The following is a 23,408-nucleotide window of genomic DNA, read 5'->3' as shown; positions in this document are numbered from 1 at the left end:
CGACTCAGGCGGCGTCTGTCCGGCTGCCTCGCCGGACAGAAGGTTAACTCTCGTGTCGTGCTTACAGACCCTGCATATTTTCCGCTTCCATTTCGCGGAAATATTTTACCGTTTTCACTTTGAGTTCCATGGTGGCAGGTTCATCGCAAACCACGACGGCTTTCGCATGGAGCTGCAGGCAGCTAATGGTCCACATATGATTGACGTTGCCTTCTACCGCCGCCTGAAGCGCCTGCGCTTTGACGTGACCGGTAACCAGGATCATCACCTCTTCCGCATCCAGCAGCGTGCCCACGCCTACCGTCAGGGCATATTTCGGCACCTGGTTGACGTCGCCGTCGAAAAAGCGCGAGTTGGCAACGCGGGTATCGTGCGTCAGCGTTTTAATGCGGGTGCGGGACGCCAGAGAGGAAGCCGGCTCGTTAAAGGCGATATGACCATCATTGCCTACGCCGCCCATAAAGAGGTGGATTTTCCCATAGGCGCGAATCTTTTCTTCATACTGGCGACATTCTGCGTCGATATCCGCCGCGTTTCCATTGAGAAGATTGATGTTTTCGCGCGGAATATCAACATGATCGAAGAAATTACGATACATAAAGCTGTGGTAGCTTTCCGGATGCTCTTTCGGCAGGCCGACATACTCGTCCATGTTAAAAGTGACGACATGTTTAAAGCTAACCTGGCCCGCTTTATGCATTTCAATTAAATGCTTGTATGCTTCCAGCGGCGTGCCGCCGGTCGGCAGGCCGAGCACGAAAGGACGGTCGGCGGTGGGTTTAAAGGCATTGATGCGGTTTACGATATGGCGCGCGGCCCATTTACCTACCTGGGAGGCGTTCGCCAGAGGAATCAGTCTCATATTTTACCTCGTCTAAGCAATATTTAAGTCGATGACGGACGGTACAGCTATTTGCTAAGCGTAGGGCAAAGTGGCAGAGCCTGGCCGCAGAGAGAAGCGCCGTCCTGATATTTTAGATCATAAAATAAGTCCGCAACGATAGCCAGAGGCATTACCAGCGGAAATAAGATTATGGTGACTAAAGTCACATACAGAGCGCTTTTAATTTGCGAAGCGAATTAAATTATTTTTACACTGCATGCCAGAGGTAGATTTTCGGCAGGTTATCTGAGGAATGTGATAACAAGAGTAACAGCTTCAGGGGCCTTTTTATGCTTACAAGGGGAAAATAGTGAATATTCTAAGTTACTTGCAGAAGGTAGGGCGGGCGCTGATGGTGCCGGTAGCTACGCTGCCTGCCGCAGCGGTACTGATGGGTATCGGTTACTGGCTTGATCCTGACAGCTGGGGCGCAGGCAATGCGCTGGCGGCGCTGCTGATTAAATCGGGCGGCGCGATTATTGAACATATGCCCGCGCTGTTCGCAGTAGGCATCGCCTACGGTATGTCGAAAGATAAGGATGGCGCCGCCGCGCTTTCCGGCTTCGTCGGTTTTCTGGTAGTGACTACGCTCTGTTCGCCAGCGGCGGTGGCCATGATTCAGAAACTGCCGGTGGATCAGGTGCCTGCCGCTTTCAATAAAATCGACAACCAGTTTGTCGGCATCCTGGTAGGTATTCTCTCTGCGGAAGTGTATAACCGCTTCAGTCACGTAGAGCTGCCGAAAGCGCTGTCGTTCTTTAGCGGACGCCGGCTGGTGCCGATTTTGGTTTCCTTCCTGATGATCCTGGTCTCTTTCATCCTGATGTATATCTGGCCGGTTATCTTTAATGCGCTGGTGACTTTCGGTGAACATATCCAGAAAATGGGTTCGACGGGCGCGGGCGTGTACGCGTTCTTCAACCGCCTGCTGATTCCGGTTGGTCTGCATCATGCGCTGAACTCAGTGTTCTGGTTCGACGTCGCCGGTATCAACGATATTCCTAACTTCCTGGGCGGCGCGCAGTCTATCGCTAACGGAAAAGGCATCGTTGGCGTGACCGGACAGTATCAGGCTGGCTTCTTCCCGATCATGATGTTTGGTCTGCCTGGCGCCGCGCTGGCTATCTATCAATGCGCGCGCCCTGAAAACCGTGCGAAGGTTGGCGGTATCATGCTGGCCGCGGCGTTTGCGGCGTTTTTTACCGGTATTACCGAACCGCTGGAATTCTCCTTTATGTTCGTAGCGCCGGTGCTGTATGTGATTCACGCGGCGCTGACCGGTATTTCCGTATTCATTTCCGCCAATATGCAGTGGATTTCCGGCTTCGGCTTTAGCGCCGGCCTGGTGGATATGGCGCTGCAGTCACGCAACCCGCTGGCGCATCAGTGGTATATGCTGATCCCGCAGGGCATTGTGTTCTTTGTGATTTACTATCTGGTGTTCCGCTTCACCATCAAAAAATTCAACCTGCTGACGCCGGGCCGCGAGCTGGCGGTTACCGGCGACGAGAGCGATGGTTACGATGTGAATGTTGAACAGGGCGGCCAGGGCGAAACGGAAACGGAATCGCTGGCGCGCCGCTACATTGGCGCGGTAGGCGGCTCAGACAACCTGACCCATATCGATGCCTGTATTACCCGCCTGCGTCTGAACGTTAAAGACAGCGCCGTGCTGAATGAAGCGCTGGCAAAACGCCTCGGCGCGTCCGGTGTTATTCGTCTGAACAAACAGAGCGTGCAGATTATTGTCGGCACCCAGGCGGAATCTATTGCTTCCGCGATGAAAACCGTGCTGGCGAAAGGGCCGGTCGCCGCTGCCGCTGGCGCTCCTGCCGCCCCGGTTGAAAAAGCCGCGCCTGCCGTTGCCGCTACCGCCGCGCAGGTTTTTGCGACGCTGCTGGCGCCGGTGAGCGGTGAGGTGGTTGCGCTGGAACAGGTGCCGGATGAAGCGTTCGCCAGCAAGGCCGTAGGCGAAGGCGTGGCGATTAAGCCTACTGATAAAACGGTCGTAGCGCCGCTGGCCGGCACGGTAGTAAAAATCTTCAACACCAACCATGCGTTCTGCCTGGAAAGCGCCGACGGCGTGGAGATTGTGGTGCATATGGGGCTGGATACCGTGGCGCTGGAAGGCAAAGGCTTTAAGCGTCTGGTGGAAGAGGGCGCAACCGTCGCCGCCGGCGATCCGGTGCTGGAAATGGATCTCGATTTCCTCAACGCCAACGCCCGCTCCATGATCAGTCCGGTGGTGGTCAGCAATATCGATGACTTCGCCGGTATCCATCCGCTGGCGTCAGGCAGCGTGGTGGCAGGCGAAAGCAAACTGTACGAAATCCGCAAATAACGCACCCTGGTGCGAAACCTCTACAGGCAGGAAGCGATTCCTGCCTTTTTTCTTCCCTGGCAGTAACAAACGGTTGTTTCTCTGGCGCGCTTTGTGGATCATAATCCGTTATTTCATGGTCGCAACGACCAGACATTTCGTGTTGAGGATACAGTGATGAGTGAGGCTGAAGCCCGCCCAACTAATTTTATTCGTCAGATTATTGACGAAGATTTGGCGAGCGGTAAGCACAGCAGTGTGCATACCCGTTTCCCACCGGAGCCGAACGGCTACCTGCATATTGGTCACGCGAAGTCGATCTGCCTGAATTTCGGCATTGCGCAGGATTATCAGGGGCAGTGCAACCTGCGTTTTGATGATACCAATCCGGCGAAAGAGGATATCGAATATGTCGAGTCCATTAAGCAGGATGTGCAGTGGCTGGGTTTCCAGTGGAGTGGCGAAATCTGTTACTCCTCCAATTATTTCGATCAGCTGTATAACTATGCGCTTGAGCTGATCAACAAAGGGCTGGCCTATGTCGATGAGCTGTCGCCGGAGCAGATCCGCGAATATCGCGGCACGCTGACCTCGCCGGGTAAAAACAGCCCTTATCGCGATCGCAGCGTGGAAGAGAACCTTGCGCTGTTTGAAAAAATGCGCAACGGCGAGTTCGCCGAGGGTGCGGCCTGCCTACGTGCGAAGATCGATATGGCCTCCAACTTTATCGTGATGCGCGATCCGGTGCTTTATCGCGTTAAGTTCGCCGAGCATCATCAGACCGGTAATAAGTGGTGCATCTACCCGATGTATGACTTTACCCACTGCATCTCCGATGCGCTGGAAGGCATTACCCACTCGCTCTGTACGCTGGAGTTCCAGGATAATCGTCGGCTGTATGATTGGGTGCTGGACAACATTACGATTCCGGTGCATCCGCGTCAGTACGAATTCTCACGCCTTAACCTCGAATACGCCATTATGTCCAAGCGTAAGCTGAACCTGCTGGTGACGGAGAAGGTGGTTGAGGGATGGGACGATCCGCGTATGCTGACCGTCTCCGGCCTGCGTCGTCGCGGCTACACTGCCGCCTCAATTCGCGAGTTCTGCCGCCGGATCGGCGTTACCAAGCAGGACAATATCGTCGAAATGGCCGCGCTGGAGTCCTGCATCCGTGACGATTTGAACGAGAATGCGCCGCGCGCAATGGCGGTGCTCGATCCGCTGAAAGTGGTGATCGAGAACCTGCCTGCCGGACATGAAGAGATGATTAGCATGCCGAATCATCCCAACAAGCCGGAAATGGGCACGCGCACCGTGCCGTTCAGCCGTGAAATCTGGATCGATCGCGCCGATTTCCGTGAAGAGGCCAACAAGCAGTACAAGCGTCTGGTGCTGGGTAAAGAAGTGCGCCTGCGCAACGCCTACGTGATTCGCGCAGAGCGGGTGGCGAAGGATGAAGCGGGCAATATTACCTGCATCTTCTGTACCTGCGATCTGGATACGCTGAGTAAAGATCCGGCGGATGGCCGCAAGGTGAAGGGCGTAATTCACTGGGTATCGGCGGTGCATGCGGCGCCGGCGGAATTCCGCCTGTACGATCGTCTGTTCAGCGTACCGAATCCGGCGGCGGCGGAAGATTTCCTCGCGACCATCAACCCGGAATCGCTGGTCATCAGGCACGGTTTCGTGGAGCCGGGGCTGGCGCAGGCGGAAGCGACCTCGCCCTATCAGTTTGAGCGTGAAGGCTACTTCTGTGCCGACAGCGTTTATTCCAGCCCGCAGCATCTGGTGTTTAACCGTACCGTTGGCCTGCGTGATACCTGGGCTAAAAGCGGCGTATAACACGCGTTGATAGTTATCGGGCGGCTCAATGAGCCGCCTTTTTTATGCCTTTTTCCACGCATTAAACCGGTAGGTCAGGCGGCAGGCCCGCCGTTGCCCGCTTTTTTGCACACTTCTGCCGCTTTTCTCCACGCGATGCGCGCCGGCTTTAACTTATGTACTAGTTCATGAGTTCAGTATCGGGTAGAATGTTTTCCATAGCAGCCATTCTGCCAGACAGAACGCCAGCTGAATAAAAAATAAACAAATAACATTCTGAGGTTATCTTATGGAAGCAGCGGTTTCCGTCAGTAAGCTCCCTTCGGTTCTTTGGGGGACGCTGATTATTACCGGCACCGTTGTCGGTGCCGGCATGTTTTCTTTGCCGGTCGTGATGTCCGGCGCCTGGTTTAGCTGGTCGGCGGCGATTCTGCTGCTGACCTGGCTCTGTATGCTGCTTTCCGGCCTGATGTTTCTGGAAGCGAGCCTGCATTATCCGACCGGCGCGGGTTTCGATACCCTGACGCGCGATCTGCTTGGCGCGCGCTGGAACCTGCTTAACGGCGCTTCAATCGCTTTTGTGTTGGGTATTTTGACCTACGCCTATATCTCCGCCAGCGGGGCGATTTTGCAGCATACTTTCGCCGCGCTAAATCTGCCGGTTTCCGCCAGAATGGCCGGACTGGGCTTTACGCTGCTGGTGGCGCTGTTCGTCTGGCTTGGCACCGCCGTGGTCAGCCGCGTGACGCTCATCTTCCTCGGCGCGAAAGTGATCACCTTCTTCCTGCTGTTCGGCGGCCTGCTGGGGCACGTTAAGCCGGCGCTGTTACTGGATGTGGGCAGCAGCGAGACGCACTATCTGCGCTACGGCTGGATGGTGATTCCGTTTTGCCTCGCCTCTTTCGGCTATCACGGCAATATTTCCGGGCTGATTGGCTACTACCGACACGATGGCAGGAAGGTGGCGCGCTGCCTGCTGCTGGGCACCGTGGCGGCGCTGGTTATCTATCTGGTATGGATTGTCGGCACCATGGGCAATATTCCGCGCGCTGATTTTATTGCCATCGCCCGGCGCGGCGGCAACATCGATGCGCTGGTAGAGGCGCTGGGCGGGCTGCTGCAGAACGCGTCGCTGAGCGCGCTGTTAACTATCTTTTCCACCTTTGCCGTCGCCAGCTCTTTTCTCGGCGTCACGCTGGGGCTGTTTGATTATCTGGCGGATCTGCTGCGCATTGATAACAGCGCCGCGGGGCGTTTAAAAACCACGCTGGCTACGTTTTCTCTGCCGCTGGCGGCGGCGATGATCTGGCCGAATGGCTTCCTGCTGGCGATTGGCTATGCCGGTCTGGCAGCGACGATTTGGGCGGTGATTACCCCGGCGCTGCTGGCGCATCGCGCCAGAAAACGTTTTCCGCAGGCCGCGGGATGGCGTTTAAAGGGCGGCGTGCTGCCGATTATTCTGGTATTGCTGTTTGCGACATTAAATATTGTGGTTTCGCTGCTTAGCTATGCCGATTTGCTGCCGGTATATGCCCGTTAATTTTTTCTCAGGACGGCGTCAGTCGTCCTGTTCTCTTCATTTTATTTTTTTCTGTCTGCCAATTAAAAATAAGTAATCTACTTAATTAAATGCAATTAGGGGCTTATTTAGGCTTATTAATATATAGCGTCAGCAATAATAAAAGATAGCCTGCTTATATTATTAATGCGACGGAAATAAGTTTATTTATTTGTTAATTGTCGTCTGTTTTTATGTGCCCCATGTCATATTTTAATAAAACAGCTATCTTTGCTTATTGATAATTCGCGGCGCGAAAAATATTCTGGTTTACGCAACGAGGCGGCGCCTCAGACGCTGTTATCGATAATTTTAAATTTTCCGTTAAAGAGGAATCCCCATGCGCACCTTACCAGGGAAGCGTAAGGCCGCCTGCTGTTCGGCGGCTGTGATAACCGCGCTATCTGCTTTTATTACCCCGCCAGCCCGCGCTACCGGCTTTATTGAAGATTCAACGTTAAAAGGCGCGGTTTATTATTGGCAACGGCAGCGTGACAGAAAAGAAGCTGATAAAAGCAGTGAACATTACGGTAAATATCAGGAGAACTTACATCACGCCACGTTAAACAGCAGCCTTGATTTTAATTCCGGCTATGCCGGCAATATTATCGGCCTCGATCTGGCCGTATTTGGCGCGGTTGAAATGAGCAACAGCGGACCGGCGGCGCCGAATGAAATAGGTTTTAGTCGTGGAAAAACGCGCTGGGATGAAGACTGGAGCGGCGATCGCAGCGGCACCAGCGTTTATAAGGCCGCATTAAAATTACAAGCGGATGATTACTGGCTGCGCGCCGGTTATATCCAGCCGCAGGGGCAGACGCTGCTGGCGCCGCACTGGAGCTTTTTGCCGGGCACCTACCGCGGCGTTGAGGCGGGATTGAGCCATGATTACGCCGAAGCGGGCAAGCTTGAGATGTCTTATATGTGGAGCGACCGCTATAAAGCGCCCTGGTATCGCCATACCTATCGTTTCCGCCAGGCCGATGGCAAAACCGGCATCTCCTGGCTGCATGCGGTCGGCGCTCGCTACGACTTCAAAAATAAGCTGATCCTGGAAGGCTCATGGGGTCAGGCGGCGGATTATATGGACCAGTATTTTGCTAAAGCCTCGTGGAGTATGCCGCTTGGCGACAGCGATTTACGCACCAGCTACCAGTTCTACGGCGCGCGCGATCGTGAAAGCGGCGGCGCGAACAACAGCAACGACGTCTATGACGGTATGGCCTGGCTGCAGGCGTTGACCTTCGGCTATACCTGGGGGCCCTTTGACTGGCGACTGGAGGGCAGCTGGGTTAAAGCGGAGGGCAACCAGGGCTTTTTCCTGCAGCGTATGACGCCATCCTACGCCAGCTCTAACGGCAGGCTGGATATCTGGTGGGACGCCCGCTCCGACTGGAACGCCAATGGCGAAAAGGCGGTTTTTGCCGGCGTAATGTATGACCTCAGCCAGTGGGATCTGGCGGGCTGGACGGTCGGCGCCTCCTGGGCCTACGGCTGGGATGCTAAACCGGGCAGCAATCCGCAGTGGGATCAGAGCCAGCGGATCAGGGAATCCGCCTGGAACCTTGATTTGATCTACACCATTCAGCAGGGCAGGGCGAAAGATACGCTGTTTAAGCTGCATTTTACCCGCTATGACAACCACAGCGACATACCGAGCTTCGGCGGCGGCTACGGCAATATGTTCCAGGACGAAAAAGACGTGAAGTTTATCGTCATTGCGCCTTTCACCATTTTTTAAACAGCGCAGGCAGCCACGGCTGCCTGCGGGCAACGGCCATAACGGCAATCGCCAACGGCTGACCGGCAACAGGCGGTAATGGAAAGCCCGTGCGACAGGATGAATAAGGGGAAAAGATGAAACGTTTAACGCTGTCAGCGCTGATTACGATGACGCTGGCGGGATGCAGCAGCGACGCCATGCAGGCGCAGCGAGTGGTGGATCAGGTAAGTCAGTTTGGCGTACGTTATGAGGTCACCGATAACCAGGCCGCTCTGCACGGCACCGACTGCGCCGCGCTGGGGGCTGACTGGGCCGCCTGCAACCGGGCAACCATCACCCTGACCAATAACGGTCCGGCGCTCTCCAGCCGCAACTGGGCGATTTACATGAGCAACGTCCATGCCACTCTCAAGATCGACAGCGATCAATTCAGGATCGTGCATGTTAACGGCGATCTGACGCGTCTGGAGCCTACAGAGAAATTTACCGGCATCGGCGCCGGCGAATCGATTACGATCCCGCTGATCAATGAATACTGGCAGCTGTTTATCACCGACGTGATGCCGCGCTGGTATGTGACGGCGGAAAATGCCCAGCCGCGTATTATCGCCAGCACCGATACGGAAGATTTGACGCAGTTTGTCGCGCCCTTTAATCACCACTGGAAGCGCACCGCCGATGATAAAAATATTCTGATGCAGCCCGCCAGCCGCTTTCTGAAAAACAGCGATAGCGCCGTGCTGCCGGCAGCGGCGCTGCGCGGGCAAATTACCCCGACGCCGCTGGCGCTGAAAGTTCATCCGCAGGATCTTGATTTAAGCCGGGGCATCGTCTTTGATTTGCTGACGCTGTCGGGCGATCGGGCGCAGGCGATTAAAGCGCGCTTCGCGCTGCTGGGTGTTAAAGAAAACCGCGACGGCGTGCCTTTGCGTACCGCTATTCGTCAGGCTGATTTTAGCGGCGAACGCGCGGTAAGCGGCGCCTACCATCTCACTATCCGCCCGCAGGGTATCGAACTGACCGGCTATGACAGCGCCGGCGTATTTTACGGATTGATGTCGGTTGCGTCGCTGCTGCCTGCCGAAGGGCTGCCGGTGGTGGCCACGCTGGAGGCGCAGGATGCGCCGCGCTTTGCCTATCGCGGCGCTTTCCTCGATGTGGCGCGTAATTTCCACAGCAAGCAGGCGGTAATGCGCATGCTGGATCAGATGGCCGCCTGGAAAATGAACAAGTTCCACTTCCATCTCAGCGACGATGAGGCCTGGCGTATCGCCATTCCGGGCCTGCCGGAGCTAACTGAAGTGGGCAGCCAGCGCTGTCACGATCTCAGCGAGCAGCGCTGCCTGCTGCCGCAGCTTGGCTCAGGCCCGTTTAATGATAACAACGGCAGCGGCTATTTTAGCCGTGCGGATTACATCGACATCGTTAAATATGCCCAGGCGCGCCATATTGAGGTGATCCCGGAAATCGATATGCCCGCGCACGCCCGCGCCGCCGTTATCTCCATGGAGGCGCGCTATCAGCGTTTGATGGAGGCGGGAGAGGCAGCAAAAGCGGAAGAGTACCGGCTGCGCGATCCGCTTGATACCTCGGAAACCACCTCGGTTCAGCTTTACGATCGCACCAGCTATCTCAATCCCTGCCTCGCCTCTTCACAGCGCTTCGTCGATAAGGTGATTGGCGAAATTCAGGCGATGCATAAGGAAGCGGGACAGCCGCTGACTACCTGGCACTTTGGCGGCGACGAGGCTAAAAATATTCGTCTTGGCGCCGGCTATAGCGATAAACAGCAGCCGCAGCCGGGCACCGGTCTGATTGACCGCAGCCAGGAAAACCGCCCGTGGGAAAAATCGCCCGCCTGCCAGAAGATGATTGCGGCCGGCGAAGTTAAAGATCTCGATCATCTGCCAAGCTATTTTGCGCTGGCGGTCAGCAATAAGGTGCGCGCGCACGGCATCGAACGTATGCAGGCCTGGCAGGATGGGGTGAAACATGCGGAGAACGCCGCCGCCTTCGCCACGCCCAAGGTAGCGGTCAACTTCTGGGATACCCTCTACTGGGGCGGTTTTGACAGCGCTAACGACTGGGCCAATAAAGGCTACGATGTGGTTATCTCTAACCCTGACTACGTCTATATGGATTTCCCTTATGAGGTGAACCCCTCAGAGCGCGGCTACTACTGGGGCACGCGCTACAGCGATGAACGCAAAATGTTTAGCTTCGCGCCGAACAATCTGCCGCAAAATGCGGAAACCTCGGTCGATCGCGACGGCAAAACCTTTACGGCGCGCTCTGATAAACCCTGGCCCGGCGCCTGGGGGCTGTCGGCGCAGCTGTGGAGCGAAACCGTCCGCACCGACGATCAGATGGAATATATGATCTTCCCGCGTCTGTTAACCGTAGCGGAACGCGCCTGGCATCGCGCCGCCTGGGAGCAGGATTATCAGCCGGGACGCGAATATCAGGGCGGCGTCACGCAGTTTGTCGATCGTCAGACGTTAAACCGCGACTGGCAGCGCTTCGCCAATATTCTGGGGCAGCGCGAGCTGGCGAAGCTGGATAAAGCCGGCATTGCTTACCGCCTGCCGGTACCGGGCGCGCAAATTCGCAACGGCACGCTGGAGGCGAACCTTGCGCTGCCGGGGCTGGCGATCGAATACTCGCTGGATGGCGGCAAAGGCTGGCTACGCTATGACGAGCGGGTGAAGCCTGCGGTTGCTGAGGGCAGCAGCGTCATGGTTCGCAGCGTCAGCCCGGACGGAGAGCGCTACAGTCGCAGCGAAGCGCTTTGATTCAAAAGGTTAGGGCAGGCAGTTTTACGCTTGCCCGCCAGCAACCAGCCATAAAAAAACCGGTGCTCAGGGCACCGGTTTCCATTACTGCATAGCACAATTTTTTATTTGTCGTGTAATGTTTCATCTTCGCGGCAGTCGCCCGTCGCGCAGTGACCGTACAGATAGAGGCTGTGGTTGGTCAGTTTGATGCCATAGCGCGTGGCGATTTCACGCTGGCGGGCTTCGATCGATTCGTCACTAAATTCAATTACCCGGCCGCAGTCGAGGCAGATCAGATGATCGTGATGATGCTGCTGGGTCAGTTCGAAAACCGATTTGCCGCCTTCGAAATTATGGCGCGTAACGATGCCGGCATCGTCAAACTGGTTCAGTACGCGATATACCGTCGCCAGCCCTATTTCTTCGCCCATGTCGATCAGGCGCTTATACAAATCTTCCGCACTGACGTGATGGCTCTCAGGTTCCTGAAGCACTTCCAGGATTTTTAGTCGAGGAAGCGTAACCTTCAGGCCGGCCTTCTTTAATGCGGTGTTATTGTCAGTCATGCGGATATTGTCCTGTTACTTTGCTAGTCACAATGTGGCTGAACAGCCATGAACATCGGTCGACGCTAAAGCTAATTGCGTCTCATTATAGAACTGATGCTTCGAAATGAAAACCGTACGGGGAGGCGTGAAGCCGCAAGTGGAAGTAAGTTAAGAGCTACATCCGGCGTTGTTCATGCTCATCTGATGCTGCGTTTACATTTCGCTTCATCCTGCCGCTTTACAGCGCAACGGCAGGAAAGCGTATGACCGATACGGGTATTCTACCGACTGTTTGATAAAATTTTCAAACCCGTACCTATCATTTCTATAGGAAAAACCTGTTACGCAATGTGATGCGGCACACAATAAGCGTGCAATCAGGCTTCCAGAATTTCCTGCAGATGCAGCTCTTGGTAAATCTGCTTCACCCACTTCTCAACGCGTTCGCTGGTCAGCTCAGGCTGACGATCTTCGTCAATCGCCAGGCCGAGGAAATGGGCATCGTCGGCAAGACCTTTAGAGGCTTCGAAGTGATAACCTTCGGTCGGCCAGTGGCCGACAATCACCGCGCCGTTCGGCTCGATAATGTCGCGAATAGTGCCCATAGCGTCGCAGAAATATTCAGCGTAGTCTTCCTGGTCGCCGCAGCCGAACAGCGCGACCAGCTTGCCGTTAAAATCGATCTCTTCCAGCGTCGGGAAGAAATCGTCCCAGTCGCACTGCGCTTCGCCGTAATACCAGGTAGGGATACCCAGCAGCAGAATATCAAAAGCTTCCAGGTCTTCTTTACTGCTTTTGGCAATATCATGCACTGCGGCAACGTCGCTACCGAGCTGTTTCTGGATCATTTTCGCAATGTTTTCTGTATTGCCGGTATCGCTGCCAAAGAAAATGCCTACGATTGCCATGAGTTTGATAACCTCTTGAAACTTATAGAATTGGTAACTGCGCGTGGAATGCAGATTACGGCAATAATAGCAGAGACCGTCTGGAGGCGGAACTCGTAAAGCCGCTGCATTTGTGTCTCATTGTGCGCTTCCTGCGGCCAGTCAGAGCGCCTTCAGCTGGGCAAGAATCATCTCTTCAATCAGCTCGCTGCGGCTTACGCCGCGTTCAGCGGCCATTGCATTAAGCGCTTCGACAGCCTCACTGTTCATCTTCAGTTCAACGCGCCGTAAACCGCGTACTTTGTCACGTTTCAACTGGTTACGTTTGTTGATACGAAGTTGTTCATCACGCGACAGCGGACTGGTTTTCGGGCGTCCCGGACGACGTTCATCTGCGAACAGATCGATCGTGGTCCGGTCCGTGTGTTCTTTCGCCATAGAATCGTGGTACTGAATGGGCTGCGCGTTCGCGCCGCGCATGGTGACGTTTGGGCCGGCTTGCCGCCGCTTTCGGCGACGGCAAAATTTTAGCGCGCCATCATACCCTGAGCAAAGAGTGAGAACAATCTTTGTCGGCGGGTTAACGCCTTGCTTTTACAGCGCTAAAAATCGCCGCACCGCGCGCAGTACCGCATCGGGCTTTTCCGCATGTACCCAGTGACCCGCGCCGGCAATCACATGCGCGCGCGCCTGCGGAAACTGCGCCAGCAGCATATTGCGATGAATATCATCCAGATAGGGGGAAAGCTCGCCGCGAATAAACAGCGCCGGCCCCTGCCACGGCGGCACCCTTTCCCAGCCGCAAATCGCGCTATAGTTATCCCACAGGGCAGGGACGTTAAAGCGCCAGGCGCCGTCGTGAAAAGATTTTAGCAGAAACTGGATCACCCCTTCTTCAGCGATGATTCCACGCATAAGGTCGGCGGCGGCGCTGCGTTGGGTAACGCCCGCGGCGGTGACGGCGTTAACGGCAGCGAAAATCTCATCGTGTCGGCGAGTCTGGTAGTCCACCGGAGCGATATCGATCGGCACCAGCTGTTTGATACGTTCCGGCGCCAGCGCGGTCATAGTCATGGCGATTTTGCCGCCCATGGAGTGGCCAATAACCGTTACGTCGCGAATGCCGTGCCGATCGAGCGTTTCCAGCATATCCTGCGCCATCGCCCGATAGCTCATCTCTTCGCTGCGCGGCGACAGGCCATGGTTGCGCACGTCAACCTGAATCAGCGGACGATCCGCCTTCAGGCCGCGCGCCAGTACGCCAAGATTATCCAGGCTGCCGAACAGACCGTGAATTAGCAGGATGGGCGTGGCATCGCTGACGGATTGTTCAGTTTGCAGGCGAGTATTCAAATTCATGGCAAAGTTCTTACAGTTGACGGTAAAGCTTAGGTTATCATGGTTTTTACTTTCCCTGCCGGTCAGTGAGCGGTTGTTTGCCGGAAGGCTTTGCGGCATATTCTGACTTTTGGCTGCAAGCGCCAACGTTGCTACCGACCCGCAGGATTTAACTTTATAATCCTTATGTTAGAACCAGCGCACAGTTTATACAGCTGACTTTTGCTAATACCCGCTGCGTCTGGCTCTGCCACAAGCAATTACCGTACGGATGAAGATGAAAACGATTGAAGTCGACGAAGAGCTCTACCGCTACATTGCCAGCCACACGCAGCATATCGGTGAAAGCGCCTCGGATATTTTACGGCGTATGCTGAAATTTACCGCCGGTCAGAGCGCGCCGGCGGCGGCCCCCGTTTCCGCTGCGGCTGGCGACGTAAGCCAGCAGAGCGAAACGAGCAAGCCGGCGCCGCGTTCCCAGGATCGCGTGCGCGCGGTACGGGAGCTGCTACTCTCTGATGAGTATGCCGAGCAAAAAAAAGCGGTTAACCGTTTTATGCTAATTCTGTCGACGCTCTATTCTCTTGATCCCGCTGCGTTTGCCGAGGCGACCGCCTCGCTGCAGGGACGCACCCGCGTTTACTTTGCCGGCGATGAGCAAACACTGTTACAGCATGGCACCCATACCAAGCCGAAGCACGTGCCCGGCACGCCGTACTGGGTGATCACCAACACTAACACAGGCCGCAAATGCAGCATGGTGGAACACATTATGCTGGCGATGCAGTTCCCGCAGGAACTGACAGATAAGGTTTGCGGCACCATTTAACTGAAGCGTCAGGGAGAAGCGCCAATGGCCAATCACCCCCGTGCCGGGCAGCCTGCCCAGCAGAGCGATTTGATTAACGTCGCACAATTAACGTCCCAGTACTACGTTCTGCAGCCTGAAAAAGGCAATGTGGAACATGCGGTGAAATTCGGCACCTCAGGCCATCGCGGCAGCGCCGCGCGTCAAAGCTTCAACGAAACGCATATTCTCGCGATTGCGCAGGCGATAGCGGAAGAACGGCGGAAAAACGGCATCACCGGTCCCTGTTTTGTCGGTAAGGACACGCATGCGCTGTCGGAACCGGCGATTATTTCCGTACTGGAAGTGCTGGCGGCTAACGGTGTTGATGTGATTGTGCAGCAGGACAACGGCTATACGCCAACCCCGGCGATCTCAAACGCTATTCTTGAACATAACAAAGCGGGCGGCGCGCAGGCGGATGGTATCGTCATTACGCCTTCCCACAACCCGCCGGAAGATGGCGGCATCAAATACAATCCGCCGAACGGCGGCCCGGCGGATACTAACGTCACGAAAGTGGTGGAAGATCGCGCCAATCAGCTGATCAACGATGAGCTGAAAGAGGTGAAACGCCTTACCCTGGCGCAGGCGTGGGCCAGCGGCCATCTGCAGGAAAAAGATCTGATCCAGCCGTATGTAGAAGGGCTGGCGCAGGTGGTCGATATGGACGCGATTAAAAAAGCGGGCCTGAAAATCGGCGTCGATCCGCTTGGCGGCTCCGGCATGGCGTACTGGCAGCGCATCGCTGAGCATTATCAGCTCGATCTGACTATCGTCAACGACGCTATCGATCAAACCTTCCGCTTTATGCATCTGGATAAAGATGGCGTAGTGCGTATGGATTGCTCTTCCGAATGCGCGATGGCGGGTCTGCTGGCGCTGCGCGATAAGTTCGATCTCGCTTTCGGTAACGATCCTGACTATGACCGCCACGGCATCGTTACGCCGGCGGGCCTGATGAACCCGAACCACTATCTGGCGGTAGCGATCAACTACCTGTTCCAGCACCGTCCGCAATGGGGCAAAGAGGTGGCCGTTGGTAAGACGCTGGTTTCCAGCGCGATGATCGATCGCGTGGTCAATGATATCGGGCGCAAGCTGGTGGAAGTGCCGGTCGGCTTTAAATGGTTTGTTGACGGCCTGTTTGACGGCAGCTTCGGCTTCGGCGGCGAAGAGAGCGCGGGCGCATCCTTCCTGCGTTTTGACGGCACGCCCTGGTCTACCGATAAAGACGGCATCATTCTCTGCCTGCTGGCGGCGGAAATCACCGCGGTGACCGGTAAAAACCCGCAGCAGCACTACGATGAGCTGGCTAAGCGCTTTGGCGCGCCAAGCTATAACCGTTTGCAGGCGCCGGCTACTTCGGCACAGAAAGCGGCGCTGTCGAAGCTGTCGCCGGAAATGGTCAGCGCCGATACGCTGGCTGGCGATCCTATTACCGCGCGCCTGACCAGCGCGCCGGGCAACGGCGCGGCGATTGGCGGCCTGAAGGTAATGACGGAGAACGGCTGGTTTGCCGCGCGTCCGTCCGGTACCGAAGATGCCTATAAGATCTACTGCGAAAGCTTCCTCGGCGCGGAACATCGCGAAAAAATCGAGAAAGAAGCGGTTGAGATCGTTAGCGCGGTGTTGAAAAACGCCTGAGTCTGAACGCAAACGCAAGAAAGGCGCTGATTATCAGCGCCTTTTTTGTTGCCGGCATACCGGGTTAAGGCATAAAGCGATAGCCGATGGCGGTTTCGGTCAGCAGGTGCGCCGGACGTGCCGGATCCTGTTCCAGCTTCTGGCGCAGATGTCCCATATAGATACGTAAATAGTGGCTGTGTTCAACCGCGTTTGGCCCCCAGACATGGTTTAGCAGCTGGCGTTGGGTCAGCACTTTTCCCGGATTGTTCAACAGCAGCGCCAGCAAACGAAACTCGGTCGGCGTCAGATGTACGGCTGCGCCGGCGCGCGTAATATGATGAGCGGCTAAATCAACCTGCACCTGACCAAACTGCACCACGCTGTTGGGGCTATTTTTCCCCGCCTGGCGCCGCAGCGCCACGCGCACGCGCGCCAGCAGCTCGCCGGTGCCGAACGGCTTGGTGAGAAAGTCATCCGCTCCGGCGTCCAGCGCTGCGATCTTATCCAGCTCATCGCTGCGCGCCGAAAGCACGATAAGCGGGATTGCGCTCCACTGGCGCAGATCGCGAATAAAATCGATGCCGTCGCCGTCGGGCAGGCCAAGATCGAGAATAACCAGATCGGGGCGACGCGTTGCCGCTTCAATCAGGCCGCGCTGCAGCGTGTCGCAGTCGTACACGCGCAGCGCTTCGCTCTCCAGCGCCACGCGCAGAAAGCGGCGTATCTCTTTTTCATCTTCAACAATCAGTACGCTGGTCAAAATGGGCCTCTCCGTGCCGCAAAATAAATCGAACACCCTGAAAGCGCGCTTTGTTAAAAGGCGTCTCTCGCATTACCGTTACTCTTTGCCAATAAAACAACATTGAAACTTTAAATAAACAATATTGTAACTTAATTACCGCCGGAGGCATTTTCTGCCCTTTTTTTCAGCAAAAAAAGTGGTCAGATGAGTAGTAAAATTACACAATGAGGTCTATTATCGTTCACATATTCCGTTATTGTGCATATTTTCAGGAGGCGTAGGTTATGTATTCTGTTTATCCCCTGCCTAAAATTATCCTGCGTCGCACGGCCGTGGTGCTTATTGGCCTGCTGGCGCTGCCCGTAATGCTTTTTCGTTCGGACAGAGCGCGTTTTTACAGCTATCTGCATCGCGTCTGGAGTAAAACCAGCAGCAAGCCCGTCTGGCTGGCTCAGGCGGAAGCGGCTGGTGGAGACTTCTACTAAACTGGCAGTTAAGGCCAGCGATTAATCGACAATTCGTCCATGGATAGCCTTTGCTACCCTCAGAAATCCTGCCCTGCGGCGGGATTTTTTTTTGCTTTCTTTCCGGCGCGGCGGGTTTTTAAGTGCGTTGCAGAGGGGCTTCAGCTACACTAAAACTTATACAAGTATTTTGGAGTTGTACAAGTATGAGCGAAAAAATACCGGTAGGAATCAGCGCCTGTTTACTGGGAGAAAGCGTGCGTTTCGACGGCGGTCACAAGCGGCTGGCTTTTGCCGCTGAGGAGCTGGCCCCCTATGTCCGCTATGAACCGATCTGCCCGGAAATGGCTATCGGGCTGCCAACGCCGCGTCCGGCGCTGCGGCTGGTGAAAAAGCAGGATGAGGTCGCGCTCTGCTTCAGCAAAAACGGCGGCGAAGAGATCACCGCGCAGATGCGTGAGTTTGCCGTGCATAAGGCGGGCGGGCTGCATCATCTGTGCGGCTATATCCTGTGCGCCAAATCCCCCAGCTGCGGCATGGAGCGGGTGCGCGTTTACGAATCTGACAGCAATAACAATCGTAAAGAGGGCATCGGTGTTTTCGCCGAGGCGCTACAGCGCGAGATGCCCTGGCTGCCGCTGGAAGAAGATGGGCGTCTGCATGATGATGTGCTGCGCGAAAATTTCGTCAGCCGGGTTTACGCCCTGCATGAGTTTAACCAGATGTGGCGTCAGGGGCTGACGGCGCACGCTCTGATCGCTTTCCATACGCGCTATAAGCTGCTGCTGCTGGCTCATTCGCAGCCGAAGTACCGGGAGCTGGGGCGTTTTGTCGCGGCGATAGATAGCCATCCTTCGCTGGAGGCGTACGCGACGGAATACCGTAACCGCCTGATGGCGCTGATGGCGCATCGCGCCACGCGCAACAATCACACTAACGTTTTGATGCACGTTCAGGGTTATTTCCGCCGCCAGCTCTCTTCCGCCCAGCGTCAGGAGCTTGCCTCGCTGATCGATCGCTATCGCCAGGGATTACAGCCGCTGCTGGCGCCGATTACCCTGCTTAAACACTATATGAAAGAGTATCCGCACGGGTGGCTGGCGCAGCAGCGCTATTTTGAGCCTTACCCGGAAGCGCTGCGTTTACGCTACGGTCGTTGATTGCGCAGGAGAGGATATGACCACCCATCTGGTCTGGCTGCGCAACGATCTGCGCGTCAACGATAACAGCGCGCTCTGGGCCGCCTGCCGCTCGCGCCACGCCCGCGTTATCGCCCTGTTTATCGCCACGCCGGCGCAGTGGCGTCAGCATAATATGGCGCCGCGTCAGGCGGAATATATCTGGCGCAGCCTGCGACAGCTGCAGCAGAGCCTGGCGGAAAAGGGGATCGCGCTGCACTACCATCAGTGCGACGATTTCGCCGCCGCCGTTAGCTACCTGCAGGATTTCTGTCGCCAGCAGCGGGTTGATGCGCTGTTCTACAACTATCAGTATGAGTTTAACGAACGCGAACGGGATGCCGCCGCTGAGCGTCTGCTCTCTCAGCAGGGCGTGACGGTGCAGGGGTTTGACGACAGCGTCCTGTTGCCGCCGGGCAGCGTCAGAACCGGCAATAATGAAGCGTATAAAGTCTTTACGCCGTTCAGCAAAGCGTATCGCAAGCGTCTGCGCGCCGGGTTGCCAGAGTGTCTGTCGGCGCCGCCGGCGCGGACGGAAGCGCCGCTAACGGCATTGCCGCCGCTGTCGCCCTTTGACTATCCGCGTGAATCCTTTGATGAGCAGCTGTTTCCCGTCGGTGAAGCCGCCGCGCTCCAGCGCCTGCGCGCTTTCTGCCGCCAGCCGGTGCTGGCTTATCCGGCGCAGCGTGACTTTCCCGCATCGGAGGGCACCAGCCGGCTTTCTGTCTGCCTGGCGACCGGCACGCTGTCGCCGCGCCAGTGTTTGCATCGGCTGCTGCGCGAGCAGCCGCAGGCGCTGGAAGAGGGAGCGGCCAGCATCTGGCTGAACGAGCTAATCTGGCGTGATTTTTACCGCCATCTGCTGGTCGCTTTTCCGCGGCTGTGTAAAAACCAGCCCTTTGCAGCCTGGACGAAAAAAGTAGCCTGGCAGCAGCGGCCCGATCGGTTCGCTGCCTGGCGTGAGGGAAAAACCGGCTATCCCATTGTCGATGCCGCAATGCGCCAGCTGAACGCTACCGGCTGGATGCATAACCGCCTGCGGATGATCGCCGCCAGCTTTTTGATTAAGGATCTGCAAATCGACTGGCGTTCAGGCGAGCGCTATTTTATGTCGGTACTAATCGATGGCGATCTGGCCGCCAACAACGGCGGCTGGCAATGGTCCGCCTCTACCGGCACCGATGCGGTTCCCTGGTTTCGAATTTTTAATCCCACCACTCAGGGCGAGCGCTTCGACGCCGGGGGCGAATTTATTCGTCGCTGGCTGCCGGAGCTGGCGGCGGTGCCCGATAAAGCGATTCACCATCCGCATGACTGGGCGAAGAAAAATCATCAACGGCTCGATTATCCGCTGCCAATCGTGGAACATAAGGCGGCAAGAGAGCAAACCCTGGCTATTTTCGAGGCGGCGCGCAAGGCGTCGTCCGCCATATCCCCGGAGTAGGTGAATGAATAACTTTGAACTGGAGCAGATCGTTAACCAGCAGCTTAACAGCGCCGCCTTCAGCGACTACGCGCCCAACGGTTTACAGGTTGAGGGACGCGCAGAGGTAAAGAAGATCGTGACCGGCGTCACCGCCTGTCAGGCGCTGCTGGATGAGGCGGTGCGGCTGGAGGCGGATGCGGTAATGGTGCACCACGGCTATTTCTGGAAAAACGAGGCGCCGGCGATTAAGGGCATCAAGCGCCGCCGTCTGCGTACGCTGCTGGCGAACGATATCAATCTCTACGGCTGGCATCTGCCGCTGGACGCGCACCCGCAGCTGGGCAACAACGCCCAGCTGGCGCAGGCGCTGGGTATTGCCATTCAGGGTGAAATCCAGCCGCTGGTGCCGTGGGGCGAGCTGGCGCAGGCGCTGAGCGGAGAGGCGCTGACGGCGCGTATCGCGCAGGCGCTGGGTCGTCAGCCGCTGCACTGCGGCGACAACGCGCCGCAGCAGATCCGTCGTGTTGCCTGGTGCAGCGGCGGCGGTCAGGGCTTTATCGATAGCGCGGCGGCGTTTGGCGTCGACGCCTTTATTAGCGGCGAGGTTTCAGAGCAGACGATTCACAGCGCCAGAGAGAACGGCCTGCATTTCTTCGCGGCGGGACATCACGCCACGGAACGCGGCGGTATTCGCGCATTGGGCGAGTGGCTGGCAGCGCATTATTCGCTGGATGTCACCTTTATCGATATCGATAATCCGGCTTAAAAAGCCGCTTTTTCCCTGCGGCGGGCATGCGCCTGCCGCCTTCTGCGCGTCACATCCTCACTCAAACTGGTTGACACTCCTGTAGCATCCCCGCATAACTATTTGTTCAAAATGAATAAGTCACGCAGTTTGGCGTTGTCAGGAGGTCTGTTTTGCAACGAGCACGTTGTTACCTGCTGGGGGAACGCGCGGTCGTGCTTGAGCTGGAACCGCCCGTTTCGTTGCTCAGCCAGCAGCGAATTTGGGGATTAACGCAGCGCCTGCGCGACTATCCGCAGGTGCTGGAGGCGATCCCCGGAATGAATAATCTGACGGTAGTGCTACGCGATCCGCAGCATCAGGCGCTGGACGCCATTGAACGTCTGCAACGCTGGTGGGAAGAGAGCGAGGCCGTCGTGCCTGAGTCGCGCCATGTCGCTATACCGGTTATTTACGGCGGCGAGGCGGGGCCGGATCTGGAAGCGGTGGCGCGCCACTGCCGGATGTCGCCGCAGCAGCTGGTCGAGGCGCACACTGCCGTTGACTATGTGGTCTATTTTATCGGCTTTCAGCCCGGTTTCCCCTATCTGGGCGGGCTGGACAGCCGCCTGCATGCGCCGCGTCGCGATGTGCCGCGCGTGCAGGTGCCTGCCGGATCGGTAGGCATCGGCGGCAGCCAGACCGGTATTTATCCTTTAGCATCGCCCGGCGGCTGGCAGCTGCTGGGACGCACCACGCTGGCGCTGTTTAATCCGCAGCATCAGCCGCCGACGCTGCTGCGTCCCGGCGATCGCGTACGCTTCGTGCCGCAGAAGGAGGGCGTATGCTGAAAATTATTCGCGCCGGTATGCATACCACATTACAGGATCACGGGCGCAGCGGCTGGCGCCAGTTCGGCATCAGCGGCGGCGGGGTGCTGGATGACCCGGCGATGCGTACTGCGAACCTGCTGGTCGGCAATGCGCAATCGCAGGCGGTGCTGGAGATTACCCTGGGCCAGTTTTGCGCCGAATTCGGCCGCGACGGCTGGTTTGCGCTGACCGGCGCGGGCTGTAACGCCGAGCTGGACGGGCGTCCCGTCTGGACCGGCTGGCGTCATGCGGTAAAAAAAGGGCAGCGCCTGACGCTCGCCATGCCGGTGCGCGGCATGCGCAGCTACCTGGCGATTGACGGCGGTTTTGCCGTCGAGCCGCTGCTTGATTCGTGCAGCACCGATCTGAAGGCCGCTTTCGGCGGCTGGCAGGGACGCTGTTTGCAGGATGGCGACAGGCTGCCGCTGGCCGCGCCGAAGCGCCAGTTTACCCGCCCGGCCGGCGTACGGCAGCTGCTGTGGGGCAATCGCCTGCGCGCGCTGCCCGGCCCGGAATATCACGAATTCAGCCATGAGTCGCAGGAGGCGTTCTGGCGTGTCTCCTGGCGGCTCGATCCGCAGAGCAACCGCATGGGCTACCGCCTGCAGGGGCGCCCGCTGGCGCGCAGCAGCCGCCGTGAATTACTTTCGCACGGCCTGCTGCCCGGCGTGATTCAGGTGCCGCATAGCGGCCAGCCGATTGTGCTGATGGCCGACGCGCAGACTACCGGCGGCTATCCGCGCATCGCCTGCGTGATCGAAGCCGATCTCTACCATCTGGCGCAGATCCGCCTTGGCGAGCCGATCCATTTTATCCACTGCACGCTGGAGGAGGCGCTACAGGCGCGGCAGCAACAGCAGCAGGTTATCGCACGCATGGCATGGGGACTGGAAAATGAAAATTGATTTAAACGCTGACTTAGGCGAAGGGTGCGCCAGCGATCGCGAACTGCTGCAGCTGGTCAGCTCCGCCAATATCGCCTGCGGTTTCCACGCGGGCGATGCGCAGACCATGCTGCAATCGGTGCGCTGGGCGCTGGAGTATGGCGTCGCCATCGGCGCCCATCCCGCCTTTCCCGATCGGGAAAACTTCGGGCGCAGCGCCATGCAGCTGCCGCCGGAAACCGTCTACGCCCAGATGCTGTATCAAATCGGCGCGCTCCGGGCGCTGGCGGAAAGCGAAGGGGGGCGTCTGACGCACGTTAAGCCGCACGGGATGCTCTATAACCAGGCGGCGCGCGATGCGCAGCTGGCGGACGCTATCGCCAGGGCGGTGAAGGCGGTGGATGCCAGCCTGCTGCTGGTGGGGCTGGCGGGCAGCGAATCGATACGCGCCGCGCAGCATTACGGTTTGCGCACCCGCGAAGAGGTGTTCGCCGATCGCGGCTATCAGGCCGACGGCTCGCTGGTGCCGCGCGGTCAGCCTGGGGCGATGATTGAAGAAGAGGAACAGGCCATTTCTCGTACGCTTGACATGGTACAGCATGGCAAAGTCGAAAGCGTAACGGGGGAACGGGTGGCGCTGCGGGCGCAAACCGTTTGCCTGCACGGCGACGGCCCCCATGCGCTCGCCTTCGCCCGCCGGCTGCGCGCCGCCTTTGCCGCGCAGCACATTTTAGTCAGCAGTGACGTCTGACGTTTATCCCGGCGCTGGCCGGGAATTTTACAGGAG

At 57.2% G+C, this 23,408-nt stretch carries 20 protein-coding genes; 14 read left to right on the top strand and 6 right to left on the bottom strand.

Translation table 11 applies throughout. The annotated features are described in order from the left end of the window. Positions 1 to 61: 61 nt before the first annotated feature. The gene (gene nagB, locus FKM52_RS14960) at positions 62 to 862 is read right to left on the bottom strand and encodes a glucosamine-6-phosphate deaminase (RefSeq protein ID WP_141176979.1); all 801 of its coding nucleotides are present in this window, start codon (positions 860 to 862) and stop codon (positions 62 to 64) included. Positions 863 to 1,199: 337 nt separating this feature from the next. On the opposite strand from nagB, the gene nagE reads away from it, so the two are divergent. From nagE to FKM52_RS14935, 5 genes are all read left to right on the top strand, one after another. After that, a complete protein-coding gene (gene nagE / locus FKM52_RS14955; RefSeq protein ID WP_181407946.1) occupies positions 1,200 to 3,224 on the top strand; it encodes an N-acetylglucosamine-specific PTS transporter subunit IIBC in 2,025 nt (674 codons plus the stop codon). A gap of 156 nt (positions 3,225 to 3,380) precedes the next feature. Continuing rightward, complete coding sequence (gene glnS, locus FKM52_RS14950) at positions 3,381 to 5,048, top strand: glutamine--tRNA ligase (protein WP_141176977.1); 1,668 nt, start codon at positions 3,381 to 3,383, stop codon at positions 5,046 to 5,048. Positions 5,049 to 5,316: 268 nt separating this feature from the next. Next, positions 5,317 to 6,567 carry a tryptophan permease gene (gene mtr / locus FKM52_RS14945; protein ID WP_141176976.1) on the top strand — a complete coding sequence of 417 codons (1,251 nt, stop codon included), beginning with the start codon at positions 5,317 to 5,319 and terminating at the stop codon, positions 6,565 to 6,567. 358 nt (positions 6,568 to 6,925) lie between these two features. Next, positions 6,926 to 8,326: a chitoporin ChiP gene (gene chiP, locus FKM52_RS14940; protein WP_141176975.1), complete on the top strand. Its 1,401-nt coding sequence runs from the start codon at positions 6,926 to 6,928 to the stop codon at positions 8,324 to 8,326. Between the two features lie 116 nt (positions 8,327 to 8,442). Next, on the top strand, positions 8,443 to 11,100 hold the full coding sequence (locus tag FKM52_RS14935) for a beta-N-acetylhexosaminidase (protein WP_141176974.1): 2,658 nt from the start codon (positions 8,443 to 8,445) through the stop codon (positions 11,098 to 11,100). 104 nt (positions 11,101 to 11,204) lie between these two features. Here the strand turns inward: FKM52_RS14935 and fur are convergent, their stop codons facing one another. From fur to ybfF, 4 genes are all read right to left on the bottom strand, one after another. After that, a complete protein-coding gene (fur, locus tag FKM52_RS14930; protein WP_141176973.1) occupies positions 11,205 to 11,648 on the bottom strand; it encodes a ferric iron uptake transcriptional regulator in 444 nt (147 codons plus the stop codon). 359 nt (positions 11,649 to 12,007) lie between these two features. Then, entirely contained in the window at positions 12,008 to 12,538 is a 531-nt protein-coding gene (gene fldA / locus FKM52_RS14925) for a flavodoxin FldA (RefSeq protein WP_141176972.1), read from the bottom strand. A 141-nt stretch (positions 12,539 to 12,679) separates the two neighbouring features. Continuing rightward, positions 12,680 to 12,955 carry a LexA regulated protein gene (gene ybfE / locus FKM52_RS14920; protein WP_141176971.1) on the bottom strand — a complete coding sequence of 92 codons (276 nt, stop codon included), beginning with the start codon at positions 12,953 to 12,955 and terminating at the stop codon, positions 12,680 to 12,682. A gap of 156 nt (positions 12,956 to 13,111) precedes the next feature. Further along, a complete protein-coding gene (ybfF, locus tag FKM52_RS14915; RefSeq protein WP_141176970.1) occupies positions 13,112 to 13,876 on the bottom strand; it encodes an esterase in 765 nt (254 codons plus the stop codon). A 256-nt stretch (positions 13,877 to 14,132) separates the two neighbouring features. On the opposite strand from ybfF, the gene seqA reads away from it, so the two are divergent. Then, positions 14,133 to 14,684: a replication initiation negative regulator SeqA gene (gene seqA, locus FKM52_RS14910; protein WP_141176969.1), complete on the top strand. Its 552-nt coding sequence runs from the start codon at positions 14,133 to 14,135 to the stop codon at positions 14,682 to 14,684. 24 nt (positions 14,685 to 14,708) lie between these two features. Further along, the gene (gene pgm, locus FKM52_RS14905) at positions 14,709 to 16,349 is read left to right on the top strand and encodes a phosphoglucomutase (alpha-D-glucose-1,6-bisphosphate-dependent) (protein ID WP_141176968.1); all 1,641 of its coding nucleotides are present in this window, start codon (positions 14,709 to 14,711) and stop codon (positions 16,347 to 16,349) included. A 64-nt stretch (positions 16,350 to 16,413) separates the two neighbouring features. Here the strand turns inward: pgm and kdpE are convergent, their stop codons facing one another. Further along, entirely contained in the window at positions 16,414 to 17,091 is a 678-nt protein-coding gene (gene kdpE, locus FKM52_RS14900) for a two-component system response regulator KdpE (RefSeq protein WP_141176967.1), read from the bottom strand. A 266-nt stretch (positions 17,092 to 17,357) separates the two neighbouring features. Here kdpE and FKM52_RS14895 point away from each other — a divergent pair, with 266 nt between their 5' ends. The 7 genes from FKM52_RS14895 (at position 17,358) to pxpA (ending at position 23,372) form a co-directional block, all read left to right on the top strand. Beyond that, positions 17,358 to 17,558: a YbfA family protein gene (locus tag FKM52_RS14895; RefSeq protein WP_141176966.1), complete on the top strand. Its 201-nt coding sequence runs from the start codon at positions 17,358 to 17,360 to the stop codon at positions 17,556 to 17,558. Between the two features lie 185 nt (positions 17,559 to 17,743). Beyond that, positions 17,744 to 18,697 (top strand): YbgA family protein, encoded by a 954-nt coding sequence (locus FKM52_RS14890; protein WP_141176965.1) that lies wholly within the window; start codon positions 17,744 to 17,746, stop codon positions 18,695 to 18,697. Positions 18,698 to 18,713: 16 nt separating this feature from the next. Beyond that, the gene (phrB, locus tag FKM52_RS14885) at positions 18,714 to 20,159 is read left to right on the top strand and encodes a deoxyribodipyrimidine photo-lyase (protein ID WP_141176964.1); all 1,446 of its coding nucleotides are present in this window, start codon (positions 18,714 to 18,716) and stop codon (positions 20,157 to 20,159) included. Positions 20,160 to 20,163: 4 nt separating this feature from the next. Further along, entirely contained in the window at positions 20,164 to 20,907 is a 744-nt protein-coding gene (locus FKM52_RS14880) for a type 2 GTP cyclohydrolase I (RefSeq protein ID WP_141176963.1), read from the top strand. A 152-nt stretch (positions 20,908 to 21,059) separates the two neighbouring features. Then, positions 21,060 to 21,716: a 5-oxoprolinase subunit PxpB gene (gene pxpB, locus FKM52_RS14875; protein WP_141176962.1), complete on the top strand. Its 657-nt coding sequence runs from the start codon at positions 21,060 to 21,062 to the stop codon at positions 21,714 to 21,716. After that, positions 21,710 to 22,642: a 5-oxoprolinase subunit PxpC gene (gene pxpC, locus FKM52_RS14870; RefSeq protein WP_141176961.1), complete on the top strand. Its 933-nt coding sequence runs from the start codon at positions 21,710 to 21,712 to the stop codon at positions 22,640 to 22,642. Before pxpB ends, pxpC begins: the two co-directional genes overlap by 7 nt. After that, positions 22,632 to 23,372 (top strand): 5-oxoprolinase subunit PxpA, encoded by a 741-nt coding sequence (pxpA, locus tag FKM52_RS14865; RefSeq protein ID WP_141176960.1) that lies wholly within the window; start codon positions 22,632 to 22,634, stop codon positions 23,370 to 23,372. The genes pxpC and pxpA overlap by 11 nt, the downstream gene beginning before the upstream one ends. Positions 23,373 to 23,408 lie beyond the last annotated feature (36 nt).

The sequence above is a fragment of the Mixta tenebrionis genome (assembly GCF_006517625.1).
Lineage (GTDB): Bacteria > Pseudomonadota > Gammaproteobacteria > Enterobacterales > Enterobacteriaceae > Mixta > Mixta tenebrionis.
Note: the sequence above shows the minus strand (reverse complement) of the source record. Positions and strands in the feature narration are given on the sequence as shown.

Coding starts and splice junctions, on each gene's coding strand:
- nagB (WP_141176979.1), bottom strand. CDS start 862: ATGAGACTGATTCCTCTGGCGAACGCCTCCCAGGTAGGTAAATGGGCC.
- glnS (WP_141176977.1), top strand. CDS start 3,381: ATGAGTGAGGCTGAAGCCCGCCCAACTAATTTTATTCGTCAGATTATT.
- mtr (WP_141176976.1), top strand. CDS start 5,317: ATGGAAGCAGCGGTTTCCGTCAGTAAGCTCCCTTCGGTTCTTTGGGGG.
- chiP (WP_141176975.1), top strand. CDS start 6,926: ATGCGCACCTTACCAGGGAAGCGTAAGGCCGCCTGCTGTTCGGCGGCT.
- FKM52_RS14935 (WP_141176974.1), top strand. CDS start 8,443: ATGAAACGTTTAACGCTGTCAGCGCTGATTACGATGACGCTGGCGGGA.
- fur (WP_141176973.1), bottom strand. CDS start 11,648: ATGACTGACAATAACACCGCATTAAAGAAGGCCGGCCTGAAGGTTACG.
- fldA (WP_141176972.1), bottom strand. CDS start 12,538: ATGGCAATCGTAGGCATTTTCTTTGGCAGCGATACCGGCAATACAGAA.
- ybfE (WP_141176971.1), bottom strand. CDS start 12,955: ATGGCGAAAGAACACACGGACCGGACCACGATCGATCTGTTCGCAGAT.
- ybfF (WP_141176970.1), bottom strand. CDS start 13,876: ATGAATTTGAATACTCGCCTGCAAACTGAACAATCCGTCAGCGATGCC.
- seqA (WP_141176969.1), top strand. CDS start 14,133: ATGAAAACGATTGAAGTCGACGAAGAGCTCTACCGCTACATTGCCAGC.
- pgm (WP_141176968.1), top strand. CDS start 14,709: ATGGCCAATCACCCCCGTGCCGGGCAGCCTGCCCAGCAGAGCGATTTG.
- FKM52_RS14895 (WP_141176966.1), top strand. CDS start 17,358: ATGTATTCTGTTTATCCCCTGCCTAAAATTATCCTGCGTCGCACGGCC.
- FKM52_RS14890 (WP_141176965.1), top strand. CDS start 17,744: ATGAGCGAAAAAATACCGGTAGGAATCAGCGCCTGTTTACTGGGAGAA.
- phrB (WP_141176964.1), top strand. CDS start 18,714: ATGACCACCCATCTGGTCTGGCTGCGCAACGATCTGCGCGTCAACGAT.
- FKM52_RS14880 (WP_141176963.1), top strand. CDS start 20,164: ATGAATAACTTTGAACTGGAGCAGATCGTTAACCAGCAGCTTAACAGC.
- pxpC (WP_141176961.1), top strand. CDS start 21,710: ATGCTGAAAATTATTCGCGCCGGTATGCATACCACATTACAGGATCAC.
- pxpA (WP_141176960.1), top strand. CDS start 22,632: ATGAAAATTGATTTAAACGCTGACTTAGGCGAAGGGTGCGCCAGCGAT.